This is a genomic window from Duganella sp. Dugasp56, assembly GCF_047304105.1.
Lineage (GTDB): Bacteria > Pseudomonadota > Gammaproteobacteria > Burkholderiales > Burkholderiaceae_D > Rugamonas > Rugamonas hordei.
Map to the genome: position 1 here is coordinate 116954 of NZ_JBGLYQ010000005.1, position 11385 is coordinate 128338.

The following is an 11385-nucleotide window of genomic DNA, read 5'->3' on the forward strand; positions in this document are numbered from 1 at the left end:
CGGTGTAGGATGGAGCCTGAGCCATAGATAAGGGGAAGTGACGCATGGGTCGCGATCATCATGAAATCCGCGCCTGGGTCCGCATGCCGTCGGAGCGCCGGCTGGACCTGCTCGACCCCACGCCCTTTGACTGGGAAGATTCGGACCTGGCGCTGGGACTGGCGCGCACCTACCGCTGGGGCGGCCACTCGGCATGGCCGCGTCCGCTGTCGGTGGCGCAGCATTCGCTGACGGTGATGCATTTGCGCGCGGCCGCCTGCACGGCGGTCGGCGTCGAACTGGCGCCGCTGGCCGCGCTGCGCGAGCTGCTGCACGATGCGGAGGAAGGCTTGCTGGGCTTCGATTGCGTCTCGCCGCTGAAGCCGTTCCTGGGCGAAGGTTTCAAGGCGTTGACGGTGCGGCTGGAAAACGCCGTCTTCCTGCGCTACGGCCTGCAGCACTGGACGCCGAAAGAGTATGCCGCCCACAAGATGGCCGACCGCCTGGCCGCTGCCAGCGAGGCCGTGCACGTGGTGGGATGGTCGGCGAAGGAAGTGCTGCAAACATTGAAGATCACGGTGCCGCCGCTGAACGACGATCCGCTGCAGGCGGTGTACGGCGGCACGCCCTGGGAACCGTGGCCGCCGGCCCTGGCCAGCGAACGCTTCCTGGCCGAGCTGGACCGCCTGAAGGCGCTCAGCGCTTGAGTGTCCGATACTGCGGACCACGCCAACTGGACTTTTAGCGTGTAGGCAAGCGCATCGCTGGTGGGTACACTAGGCGCTCAAGCTAACCTTTGGAGTAACTCATGGCATTGCCCGATTCCGACCTGTCCGAACGCGCGAAACTGACGGCGCTGGCGCGCGCGCTGCGCGACTTGCACAAGCAGCTGATCCATGTGGAGACGCAGTACTTCGGCGCGGTCGGCAGCCCGCTGGAGCATTTACAGCTGGTGGCCAACCATCCGCATTTCGCCTGGCTGCAGAAACTGTCCGGCCTGATGGCGCAGATGGACGAGCGCCTCGACGAACCGGAACCGATCTCCGCCGCCGATGCCGCCGCCTTCCGCAAAGCCATCGAAGCACTGATCGGCCCGTCCGAAGACGGCGACGCCGAGTTCCGTGCCAAGTACAACGCGCTGCTGCACGACGGACCGGATATCGTCATGGTGCATGCTGCGGTACGCAAATTACTGTCGACGCTATAAACCCGAACAAACCCTGTTTCTGAAGAAAAGCCGGTAAGCAACCGGATTTAAAGCGCTTTTTCCAGATATCCACATCAACTGTGGATAAGGTTGTGAATAACTGCCACTTGACAGCAGAGAACGCCTGTAACGGCGCGGGTTTGAACAAAATGCCTAATCCACAGGCAAAATATTTACCCAATAAAATCAAAGACTTACATCAAGGAAAATTCCAGCCCGGCGCATTTTTTCGAGACCTTGAAAAATATTTTTTTGTGCATAAGTAGGACTGGCGACACCTCGCACCGCCCAAGCAGGGAATCCTTTGACAAAAGTGCTGGCGAGGAATAGTGTCACTGTGAAGGTCCGCAATTCCCTTGTTCGACTTCTCGTGGGATCCATGCATGAACCAGAACGACGACGACACCGATTGGATGATAGAAGACGAGGCGCCGCCGGCGAGCCAGACCCAGGCCGGCAGCCCCAGCGCAACACCGGCGCCGCCGCCATGGCGGGTGCTGATCGTGGATGATGACGTCGATGTTCACGTGGTCACCAAATTCTCTCTCAGCAATGCCTGCTTCCAGGGACGCCGGCTCAGCTTCCTGCATGCCTACAGCGGCGAGGAAGCGCTGACCACGCTGCGCAATACGCCGGACATCGCGCTGGTGCTGTTGGACGTCATCATGGAAACCAGCGACGCCGGCCTGAACGTGGCGCGCCAGATCCGCGACACGCTGCACAACAACCTGGTGCGCATCGTGCTGCGCACCGGACAGCCGGGACAGGCGCTGGAACACAGCATCATCCTCGACTACGACATCAATGATTTCTGGTGCAAGACCGACCTGACCACGCGCAAGCTGTTCACCACGGTGATCTCGTCGCTGCGCGCCTATTCCGGCCTGGAGGAGGCACACAAGCGCGAACTCAAGCTGCAGGCCGAACTGGACGAGGCACGCCAGTTGCTGGCCGCCGTCGACCAGCACGCGGTGATCATGACGCTCGACGCGCGCGGCAAGATCACCTCGGTCAACGACAAGTTCTGTGCAGTATTCCAGTACAGCCGGGAAGAATTGCAGGGCGCCGATCCGCGCCTGCTGCACGCGCCGCCCTACCCGCGCGACCAGTTGGCCGACGCGCTGAATGCGCTGAAGGAAGGTGAAGCGTGGACCGACGTGATCAACGCCTGGCGTCGCGACGGCACGGAAGTCAGGCTGCGCGCCACCGCCACCCGTAACGGCACGGGTACCCACGCCTCCTACATCATCGTCGCCAGCGTCCTGCAGGCGCTGAAAAAACCGCTCTAAGTAATGGATTGTTAAGCGTTTTTCCGGATATCCACAGACTTTGTGGATATCTATGTGGACAACCCCCTCTTGACAAGGCAGGAAGCCCGTACCTATGCGGGTTTCAACAAACTGCTCATGCAAAAGGCAATATCAAACCCCTTAAAAATCAAGGACTTAAGGTGTCTCACATTGTAGCAAGAAAACTTTTTAAAAGAATTCTTATCAACATGATTTGTGCATAAGTATACGTGGATCCCGTATGGAAGCAGGCTTAATGATGGATTTTTCGGCGCTGTTCGGGGTGTAATAGCACCCGTTCAATGACTTGCGGGTCGATGTTGTGCGACTTCATATATTCGATCGCGCACACGGTATTGAAACTGGACTGCACCAGGATGCCGCGGTCCACCACGGCACTGCATTGTTCATTGCTTCGTTGCTGAAGAAGTCCGGCTTGAGGGGAAGCCTGAAGTAGCGAAACGTTCATCATGATCCTTGGCAAGAAGTTAAGGGCTTTGACCCTGATCAAATCACGTGCTAGTGGAGTATGAGCGAGACTAAAGCAAAGTCAATGTCAGCTTCCTATCATTTCAGGATTTAAATGTTTCCGGCCCCGTTACGAAGTCGTACGCATAGACACGCGGCAACACCAGCGCGATAATGCCGCATGACTTCCGCCCCGTCCCAGCCCCAGCCACGCCTCCGCCCCACCTCCCTGCTCGATCTGTTTCTTTCCTTCACCATTCTGGCGCTGCAGGGATTCGGCGGCGTGCTGGCCGTCGTCCAGCGTGAAATGGTCGAGCGCAAGCGCTGGCTGACGCAGGAAGAATTCATCGAGGAATGGGCGGTCGCGCAGATCATGCCCGGCCCCAACGTGGTCAACCTGTCGCTGATGATCGGCAGCCGCTACTACGGCTTGCGCGGCGGCCTGGTCGCGCTGGCCGGCATGCTGACCGTGCCGCTGCTGCTGGTATTGGTGCTGGCCGTGCTGCACTCCCATTTCGCCCACCACGCGGGCGTGGCCGGCGCCTTGCGCGGCATGGCGGCGGTGTCGGCCGGCATGATCGCGGCAACCGGACTCAAGCTTGCCTCCGCGCTGACCAGGCATCCGCTGCCGATGTGGCTGACCGGCGCCATGGCGCTGCTGTGCGTGGTGTTCGTGGTGCTGCTGCACTTGCCGCTGGCCTACACGCTGCTGATCCTTGGCGGCCTGGGCTACGCGCTCACCTACCGCAAGCTGAAGGGGAGCCAGCCATGAGCGACGCTCCGCTGCACCTGGCGCTGAGCCTGGGCGACTGGGTCAACCTGTTCGCGCATTACATGCTGCTGTCGCTGATGTCGATCGGCGGCGCGATTTCCACCACGTCCGAAATGCACCGCTTCCTGGTCGAGGAACATCACTGGCTGACGCAATCGCAGTTCAACGATTCGATCGCCATCGCCCAGGCGGCGCCGGGCCCGAACGTGCTGTTCGTCGCGTTGATGGGATGGAACGTCGGCCTCAACGCCGGCAGCTACGCGGCGGCCCTGGCCGGCGTGCTGGTGACGATGATCGGCATCATGCTGCCCAGCACCACGCTGACCTACCTGGCGGCGCGCTGGGGCCATCAAAACCGCGAACTGCTGGGCGTGCGGGCCTTCAAGCAAGGCATGGCGCCGGTGGTGGTCGGTCTGATGGTATCGGTCGGCATCATTCTCGGCAGCGCGCACCGCGACTGGACCACCGACTGGCCGCTGTGGACCCTGTCGGTGGTGGCCGGTCTGATCATCTGGCGCACCCGCGTTCACCTGCTGTTGCTGCTGGCCGCGGGCGCGGTGCTGGGCTGGTTCCAGCTGGTCTAGCTTATTTGTTCTGGTAGCCGCCGTAGTATTTCACGGGGCTCCAGTCCGGCTGCACTTCCGGCAAGGCCGGCGCGAGCTGCTTGAACTCCTGCGCCGCATACACCACCTTGCCGTTGACGATGGTCAGGCTGCTTTCGAGGTTCTTGATCTTTTCCACGTCCATCGAGAAATAATCCTGCGGCAGTATCGCCAGGTCGGCATACTGGCCCACGGCCAGCGTCCCCTTCAGCTTTTCCTCGCCGCTCATCCACGCGCTGCCCTGCGTCATCAGCTTCAGCGCCTGGTAGCGGCTCAGCACGTCCTTGCGCTGCCACACGCTCAGGCCGCCGGCCGTCTTGCCGGTCACCGCCCAGTAGATCGACGGCCACGGCCCGTAGCTGCTGACGCGCGTGCCGTCCGTGCCCAGGCCGACCGGAATCTTCATCTCCAGCATCTTCTTAATCGGCGGCATCTGGCGCGTCTGCGCGCCGTAGCGCTTCCAGTACAGCTCGCCCTGGAAGTACATGCGGTTCTGCACCGCGATGCCGCCGCCCAGCGCTTTGACGCGCGCCAGCTGGCCGTCGCTGATGGTCTCGGCATGGTCGAAGAACCAGCGCAGGCCGTTCAGCGGCGTGTCTTTATTGACTTTTTCGATCACAGCCAGGTCGCGGTCTATGCTCTCGTCATAGGTCGCGTGGATGCGGAACGGCCAGCGGTTCTTGATCAGCAGCCGCAGCACAGGCTCCAGCTCGCTTTCCATCTGCGGCGGCATGTCCGGGCGCGGCTCGAGGAAGTTCTCGAAGTCGGCCGCGCTCCACACCAGGTTCTCGCCGCCGCCCTCGGTGTTGTAGCCGTTGGCGTAGAACAGGTGGTCGTTCTTGTCCGGCTTGGTCAGCGTGAGCCAGCGCTGGTAGTCTTCCAGTTCCTTGCCCGGCTTTTGCGCGAACAGGTAGTAAGAGGTGCGCACCGTCAACTTGCCGCTCTTGGCCAGCTCAAGACTGACCGCGTAATCGTCCGGATACGCCTGCCCGCCGCCGCCGGCGTCGATGGCGCTGGTCAGGCCAAGACGGTTCAGCTCGGTGTAATACTGCTGCGTCGAATTGAGTTGCTGCTCGCGCGGCAGCACGTTGGTCTTGCCCAGCGTGGTGTACAGGATCATCGCGTTCGGCTTGGCAATCAGCAGGCCGGTCGGCTTGCCGTCCGCGCCCAGTTCGACCACGCCGTCCTTGAACTTGGTGTCGGCGTCGTAGCCCAGCGTGGCGATGCCCTTCTGGTTCAGGAAGCCCAGGCCGTACAGGTACAACAGGAACACCGGCTTGTCCGGCACCGCCTCGTTGATTTCGGCCAAGGTCGGCAGGCGCTTTTCCTCGAACTGGAATTCGTTCCAGCCGCCGACCACCTTGACCCAGGCGCCGTCCGGCGTGCGCGCGGCCTGCTCCTTGAGCATCTGCAGCGCTTTCTTCAGCGAGGTCACGCCGTCCCAGCGCAGTTCGGCGTTGTAGTTCAAGCCTTCGCGGATGACGTGCAGGTGGGAGTCGTTGAGGCCGGGGATGACGGTCTTGCCGCCGGCGTCGATCAGCTGGGTGCTGGCGGACTTGAGTTTGAGGATCTGGGCATTGCCGCCGACGGCCTCGATCTTGCCGTCCTTGATGGCGAGCGCTTGCGCGAAGGCGCCTTCCCTGGTCATCGTGGCGATCTTGCCGTTGGTGATGATCAGGTCGGGTGCGGCTTGAGCCTGCACCTGGACCTGGGCGGCGCAGACCAATGCCGCCGCGAATGCGAGCTGGTTCAATTTCATGACTACTCCTAAAAATAAACGGGCCGGCGCGATGCTTGCACCGCGCCGGCCCACATCAGAGGCGAACGAATTGAGCCAGGCTCAGTTCATCACTCTTTGATGGATTCGACTGCGAAAGTCAGGGTGACGTCGTCGCCGACGTACGGTGCGTATTTACCGGCGTTGAATTCGCTACGCTTGATGCTGGCGGTGGCGTTGGCGCCGCAAGCCAGTTTCTTCAGCATAGGGTGATCCATGCACTGGAAATGGGTGATGACCAGCTTGACCGGCTTGGTGACGCCCTTGATGGTCAGGTTGCCGTCGATCGATGCCAGCTTGTCGCCATCGAAGTTGAACTTGGTCGACTTGTAGGTGATGGTCGGGAACTTGGCGGTGTCCAGGAAGTCTTCGCCCTGGATGTGGCCGTCGAACAGCTTCGAGCCGGTATCGACCGATTTGGTGTCGATGGTGGCGTCGACCGAACCGGTCTTGGCGGCGCGATCCAGCACGATCTTGGCGCTGGTGTTGTTGAAGCGGCTTTGCTGCGTGTTGTAGCCGAAGTGGCTGTATTCGAAACGCGCGAAGGTGTGGTTAGGATCGGTGTTGAAGGTTTCCGGTGCAGCGAAGGCGGACAGGGAGATACCGGCGGCGATCAGCAGTGCGAAGATTTTTTTCATTAAGAACTCCAGATGTTTGGAACAATTGATAAGAATGAGTGGCACCGATTATGCTCGTGACATCTAAAGTTGTAAAACGAAAAATTTACCGCGTTACTATCGATAAAATCGATGATAACGCGGGTGGCTTTGGAAGGGAACCTGCCAAAAGATAGGGAGGGAAGCGCTTACGCGGCGGCCGCGACGGCCGGGGGATGATGGAGGATGCGGCCCAGCAAGCGCTGTTCCAAGGCGGCAAATGCCGCACTGCCCCGCGCGCGCGGACGCGGCAGGTCGACTTTCAGGTCCAGCGTGATGCGGCCGTCCTCGATCAGCACCACGCGGTCGGCCAGGGCCAGCGCCTCCTGCACGTCGTGCGTCACCAGCACGGCGGTGAAGCCGCGCGCCTGCCACAGCGCTTCGATCAGCTGCTGCATCTCGATGCGGGTCAGCGCATCGAGCGCACCCAGCGGTTCATCGAGCAGCAGCAACTGCGGCTCGTGCAGCAGCGCGCGCGCCAGCGCCACCCGCTGCCGCTGGCCGCCGGACAATTCCGCCGGCCAATCCTCGGCGCGTTCGGCCAGGCCGACGGTGGACAGCGTCGCCGCGGCCGCGTTCAACGAGCGAGGCAAGCCCAGCGCCACGTTCTCCAGCACCGTCTTCCACGGCAGCAGCCGCGCCTCCTGGAACATGATGCGGATGCTGGCGCCTATGCCGGATTTGCCGACGGCGATATGGCCGGCGTCGGTGGTCTCCAGTCCGGCGATGGCGCGCAGCAGCGTGCTTTTACCGCAGCCGCTGCGGCCGATCACGGCGACGAATTCGCCGCCCCGCAATTCCAGCTGCACGTCGCTGAGCACCTTGCGGGCGCCGAACGATTTGCTGACGCCGTCCAGCGCAAGCGAAACGCCCTGCCGCCTGGCCGGCCCCGGTGCGGGCTCCGGTGTCCGCGCCGGCGGCGCCACATCGAATAAAGCGGTCGAAATATGCATGATCAGGTCCTCTATCAGCGGTAAGCGGGATTCCAGCGCAGGAAGTGCTTCTCCATCCCGCGCGACAGCAGGTCGGCCAGCTTGCCCAGCAAGGCGTACAGCAGGATGCCGACCAACACCACGTCGGTCTGCAGGAATTCGCGGGCGTTCATCGTCATATAGCCGATGCCCGCCTGCGCCGAGATGGTTTCGGCGACGATCAGCAGCACCCACACGAGGCCCAGCGAGAAGCGCAGGCCGACCAGTATCGACGGCAGCGCCGCCGGCAGGATCACGTCGCGGTACAGCGGCCAGCCGGACAGCCCGTAGCTGCGGGCCATCTCGATCAGTCCCTGGTCGGCCGAGCGGATGCCGTGGAAGGTGTTCAGGTACACCGGGAAGAACACGCCCACCGCCAGCAGGAACAGTTTCGCCGTCTCGTCGATGCCGAACCAAAGTATCACCAGCGGGATCAGCGCCAGCGCCGGGATGTTGCGCACCATTTGCAGCGTGGTGTCGAGCAGCGTTTCGGCGCGCCGGAAGCTGCCCGTCAACAGGCCAAGCAGCAGACCAAGACCCGCGCCGATGGCGAAGCCGCTCACCGCGCGCCACAAGCTGGTGCGCAGGTGGACCCACAGCTCGCCGGAGGCGGCCAGCGTCCAGAAGGCTTTGGCCACCGCCCAAGGTTCCGGCAGGATGCGGCTGGACAGAATACCCAGCTGCGACGCCGCCTGCCAGCCGGCGATCAGCAGCACCGGCAGTATCCATGGCGCCCAGGCGCTTTGGCGTTGGCCGTTGGGATGCTTGGCCGTCGCCATTACGCGGCCTTCTTCGGCAGGATGTCGCTGGCCATCACCTCGCCGAACGGACCGCTCAGCGACTGTTCGCCGGCCGCCTTGCCCTTGCCGAGCAACGGGAACACCAGTTCGGCGAAGCGGTACGATTCCTCCAGGTGCGGGTAGCCCGAGAAGATGAAGGTCTCGATGCCCAGGTCGGCGTACTCCTGGATGCGCGCCACAACCGTCTCCGGATCGCCCACCAGCGCCGTGCCGGCTCCGCCGCGCACCAGCCCCACGCCGGCCCACAGGTTGGGCGACACTTCCAGCTTGTCGCGGCTGCCGCCGTGCAGGGCCGCCATGCGCTGCTGGCCGACCGAATCCATTTTGCTGAACGCCGCCTGCGCCTTGGCGATGATGTCATCGTCCAGGTGGCTGATCAATTCATCGGCCGCGCGCCACGCCGCCTCGTTGGTCTCGCGGACGATCACGTGCAGGCGTATGCCGAACCTCACGGTGCGGCCATGCTTGGCGGCGCGCGCGCGGATGTCGGCGATCTTCTCGGCCACGGCGGCCGGCGGCTCGCCCCAGGTCAGGTACACGTCCATCTGCTCGGCCGCCAGCGCATGCGCCGGTTCGGACGATCCGCCGAAGTACAGCGGCGGATACGGCTTCTGCACCGCCGGGTACAGCGTCTTGGCGCCCTTGACCTTGATATGCTTGCCCTCGAAATCGTAGCCCGCGTCGCCGCCCTCGCCGGACAGCGAGGCGCGCCAGACGCGGATGAATTCATCGGAGATCTCGTAGCGCTTGGCGTGGTCGGCATACAGGCCGTCCGCCTCCAGCTCGCCCTGATCGCCGCCGGTGACGACGTTGATCAACAGGCGGCCGTTGGACAAGCGGTCGAAGGTGGACGCCATGCGCACCGCCAGTCCCGGCGTGGTCAGGCCAGGACGGATCGCGACCAGGAACTTAAGCTTTTGCGTCACGCTGATCAGCGACGATGCCACCACCCATGCGTCCTCGCAGGAACGGCCGGTCGGCAGCAGCACGCCGTCGTAGCCCAGCGTATCGGCGGCCACCGCGCACTGTTTCAGATAATCGGCATCGACCGGGCGCGAGCCCTTGGAGGTGCCGAGGTAGCGGCTGTCGCCATGGGTGGGGATAAACCAGAAAATATTCAGGGACATGATCAATTCCTTATTGCGCCGCCAGTTTGACCGAGATCGGCTTGGGTATCAGCTTCAGGTTGGAGAAAGCGTCGGCGACTTTCTGCTGCTGCACCAGCACGTCCGCGCTGATCGGCTTGACGCCGTAGGCATAGCGCGACGCGGCCAGCGCCACCACGTCGACCGGCAGCCCGGTCTGCGCGGACAATATGGCCGCGACTTCTTTCGGATTCTTCTCGCCCCATTCGTCCACCTTGGCGATTTCCTCCAGCACAATGCGCACGATCTCCTGATTCTTCTCGGCGTAGGTGCGCGAGGCCAGGTAGAACTGGTGATTGGCGACCAGCCCCTTGCCGTCGGCCAGCACGCGGGCGCCGAGCTGCTTCTCGGCGGCGGCCAGGAACGGATCCCAGATCACCCACGCGTCGACGCTGCCACGTTCGAACGCCGCGCGCGCATCGGCCGGCGGCAAGTAGATCGCCTCGATGTCCTTGTAGCCGACGCCGGCCTTCTCCAGCGCCTTCACCAGCAGGTAGTGCACGTTCGAGCCTTTGTTCAGCACGACCTTCTTGCCCTTCAAATCGGCCAGGTTGCGGATTTTCGAATCCTTGGGCACGACAATCGCCTCGCTGCCCGGCGACGGCGGCTCATTGCCGACATAAACAAGGTTGGCCCCGGCGGCCTGCGCAAAGATGGGCGGCGCTTCGCCGACGGTGCCGAAGTCGATGCTGCCGACGTTCAGGCCTTCCAGCAGTACCGGACCAGCCGGGAATTCGGTCCATTTGACGACGATGTTTTGGGCGGCGAGGCGCTGCTCCAGCGTGCCGCGTCCTTTCAGCAAAGTCAGCGTGCCGTACTTCTGGTAGCCGATGCGGACCTCCTGTTTGGCCTGCGCGGACACGGTGGCCGGCGCCCCGGCGGCGAACACGCCGGCGGCAAACAGCCATCCCAATGTATGACGGCGCGCCGCGCGTCTTTGTTCGATGCTCATGGATACTCCTTATGGATATGGTTAGCGGGCCAGGCGCACAGGCTGCGCCGGCGCCACGTAGATTTCGTCGACGGCCGCGCTCGAGGCCTGCAAGCCGGACGTCAGCGCCGCCACGCCCGCGTCGACGCGCCATGCGATGGTCTGGTCCAGCGTCAGGCCGCTGCTTTCGCTCCACGCCAGCTGCTGAGATGTGGCGTAGATACTGGTCAGCACATGGCGCGCCTCCAGCGCATGCAGCACCGGGCGCAGCGCATAGTCCAGCGCCAGCATGTGCGACTGGCTGCCGCCGGTGGCGATCGGCAGCACCAGCTTGCCGGCCAGGCCGTCCTGCGGCAGCAGGTCGAGGAAGGCTTTCAGGATGCCGGTGAAGGATGCCTTGTAGACCGGCGTGGCGATCACGATGGCCTCGGCGGCGGCGACGGCGGCCAGCGCGCGCTTGATCGCCAGGTCCGCCGTATCCGCATGCAGCAGGGCCCTGGCCGGCAGGTCGCGTACCTGCAGCACGCTGTGACGATGGCCGAGCGCAGCCAGCTTGCCGCCCACGTGGTCCAGCAAACGGCCGGTGCTTGAAGGTAGTGCCGGGCTGCCGCCGATCAGAAGAATGGTCATGGTGCTGGTCCCCATTGTTGTTGGTGGCAGCCAGAATAAGTCCGCACCCCTGAAATCAAAACGAATAGTTTTACGTTTTGATATGCGGTTTTCCTCGCATGATTTTTCCGCATATGGAAAGCTGGATTTCTTCGTGTACGGCATGAGGAGCCGGATGC

At 63.0% G+C, this 11385-nt stretch carries 13 protein-coding genes; 5 read left to right on the top strand and 8 right to left on the bottom strand.

Features of this window, described 5'->3' with window-relative positions; all coding sequences use genetic code 11:
- Nucleotides 1–44: 44 nt before the first annotated feature.
- The 3 genes from ACCD07_RS04660 to ACCD07_RS04670 all read left to right on the top strand — a co-directional run bounded on the left by ACCD07_RS04660 (nt 45) and on the right by ACCD07_RS04670 (nt 2475).
- A complete protein-coding gene (locus tag ACCD07_RS04660) occupies nt 45–686 on the top strand; it encodes a phosphohydrolase (protein WP_413446646.1) in 642 nt (213 codons plus the stop codon).
- Nucleotides 687–787: 101 nt separating this feature from the next.
- Nucleotides 788–1186, top strand: a complete 399-nt coding sequence (locus tag ACCD07_RS04665) for a hypothetical protein (RefSeq protein ID WP_176651372.1) — start codon at nt 788–790, stop codon at nt 1184–1186.
- Between the two features lie 383 nt (nt 1187–1569).
- Entirely contained in the window at nt 1570–2475 is a 906-nt protein-coding gene (locus ACCD07_RS04670) for a PAS domain S-box protein (protein WP_353403761.1), read from the top strand.
- A gap of 253 nt (nt 2476–2728) precedes the next feature.
- Here the strand turns inward: ACCD07_RS04670 and ACCD07_RS04675 are convergent, their stop codons facing one another.
- Entirely contained in the window at nt 2729–2947 is a 219-nt protein-coding gene (locus tag ACCD07_RS04675; RefSeq protein ID WP_413446647.1) for a hypothetical protein, read from the bottom strand.
- Nucleotides 2948–3124: 177 nt separating this feature from the next.
- On the opposite strand from ACCD07_RS04675, the gene ACCD07_RS04680 reads away from it, so the two are divergent.
- Together ACCD07_RS04680 and ACCD07_RS04685 are read left to right on the top strand one after the other, a co-directional pair.
- On the top strand, nt 3125–3715 hold the full coding sequence (locus ACCD07_RS04680) for a chromate transporter (protein ID WP_413446648.1): 591 nt from the start codon (nt 3125–3127) through the stop codon (nt 3713–3715).
- Nucleotides 3712–4299, top strand: a complete 588-nt coding sequence (locus ACCD07_RS04685; protein ID WP_413446649.1) for a chromate transporter — start codon at nt 3712–3714, stop codon at nt 4297–4299. The genes ACCD07_RS04680 and ACCD07_RS04685 overlap by 4 nt, the downstream gene beginning before the upstream one ends.
- Before the next feature lies 1 nt (nt 4300).
- On the opposite strand, the gene ACCD07_RS04690 is transcribed toward ACCD07_RS04685, so the two are convergent.
- From ACCD07_RS04690 to ssuE, 7 genes are all read right to left on the bottom strand, one after another.
- Nucleotides 4301–6076 carry an amidohydrolase gene (locus ACCD07_RS04690; RefSeq protein ID WP_413446650.1) on the bottom strand — a complete coding sequence of 592 codons (1776 nt, stop codon included), beginning with the start codon at nt 6074–6076 and terminating at the stop codon, nt 4301–4303.
- Nucleotides 6077–6165: 89 nt separating this feature from the next.
- Entirely contained in the window at nt 6166–6732 is a 567-nt protein-coding gene (locus ACCD07_RS04695) for a YceI family protein (protein ID WP_176651377.1), read from the bottom strand.
- A 167-nt stretch (nt 6733–6899) separates the two neighbouring features.
- Nucleotides 6900–7703, bottom strand: coding sequence for an ATP-binding cassette domain-containing protein (locus ACCD07_RS04700; protein ID WP_413446651.1), 804 nt, complete (start codon nt 7701–7703; stop codon nt 6900–6902).
- Nucleotides 7704–7717: 14 nt separating this feature from the next.
- Complete coding sequence (gene ssuC / locus ACCD07_RS04705) at nt 7718–8500, bottom strand: aliphatic sulfonate ABC transporter permease SsuC (protein ID WP_413446652.1); 783 nt, start codon at nt 8498–8500, stop codon at nt 7718–7720.
- Nucleotides 8500–9642, bottom strand: a complete 1143-nt coding sequence (gene ssuD / locus ACCD07_RS04710; protein ID WP_413446706.1) for an FMNH2-dependent alkanesulfonate monooxygenase — start codon at nt 9640–9642, stop codon at nt 8500–8502. The genes ssuC and ssuD overlap by 1 nt, the downstream gene beginning before the upstream one ends.
- 16 nt (nt 9643–9658) lie before the next feature.
- The gene (locus tag ACCD07_RS04715) at nt 9659–10618 is read right to left on the bottom strand and encodes a sulfonate ABC transporter substrate-binding protein (RefSeq protein ID WP_176651381.1); all 960 of its coding nucleotides are present in this window, start codon (nt 10616–10618) and stop codon (nt 9659–9661) included.
- A 21-nt stretch (nt 10619–10639) separates the two neighbouring features.
- Nucleotides 10640–11227 carry an NADPH-dependent FMN reductase gene (ssuE, locus tag ACCD07_RS04720; RefSeq protein WP_413446653.1) on the bottom strand — a complete coding sequence of 196 codons (588 nt, stop codon included), beginning with the start codon at nt 11225–11227 and terminating at the stop codon, nt 10640–10642.
- Nucleotides 11228–11385 lie beyond the last annotated feature (158 nt).

What these genes read in the sequence shown, in the direction of transcription:
- ACCD07_RS04665 (WP_176651372.1), top strand. Translation starts at nt 788, where the DNA reads ATGGCATTGCCCGATTCCGACCTGTCCGAACGCGCGAAACTGACGGCG.
- ACCD07_RS04675 (WP_413446647.1), bottom strand. Translation starts at nt 2,947, where the DNA reads ATGATGAACGTTTCGCTACTTCAGGCTTCCCCTCAAGCCGGACTTCTT.
- ACCD07_RS04695 (WP_176651377.1), bottom strand. Translation starts at nt 6,732, where the DNA reads ATGAAAAAAATCTTCGCACTGCTGATCGCCGCCGGTATCTCCCTGTCC.
- ACCD07_RS04670 (WP_353403761.1), top strand. Translation starts at nt 1,570, where the DNA reads ATGAACCAGAACGACGACGACACCGATTGGATGATAGAAGACGAGGCG.
- ACCD07_RS04715 (WP_176651381.1), bottom strand. Translation starts at nt 10,618, where the DNA reads ATGAGCATCGAACAAAGACGCGCGGCGCGCCGTCATACATTGGGATGG.
- ssuC (WP_413446652.1), bottom strand. Translation starts at nt 8,500, where the DNA reads ATGGCGACGGCCAAGCATCCCAACGGCCAACGCCAAAGCGCCTGGGCG.
- ssuE (WP_413446653.1), bottom strand. Translation starts at nt 11,227, where the DNA reads ATGACCATTCTTCTGATCGGCGGCAGCCCGGCACTACCTTCAAGCACC.
- ACCD07_RS04660 (WP_413446646.1), top strand. Translation starts at nt 45, where the DNA reads ATGGGTCGCGATCATCATGAAATCCGCGCCTGGGTCCGCATGCCGTCG.
- ACCD07_RS04685 (WP_413446649.1), top strand. Translation starts at nt 3,712, where the DNA reads ATGAGCGACGCTCCGCTGCACCTGGCGCTGAGCCTGGGCGACTGGGTC.
- ACCD07_RS04700 (WP_413446651.1), bottom strand. Translation starts at nt 7,703, where the DNA reads ATGCATATTTCGACCGCTTTATTCGATGTGGCGCCGCCGGCGCGGACA.
- ACCD07_RS04680 (WP_413446648.1), top strand. Translation starts at nt 3,125, where the DNA reads ATGACTTCCGCCCCGTCCCAGCCCCAGCCACGCCTCCGCCCCACCTCC.
- ACCD07_RS04690 (WP_413446650.1), bottom strand. Translation starts at nt 6,076, where the DNA reads ATGAAATTGAACCAGCTCGCATTCGCGGCGGCATTGGTCTGCGCCGCC.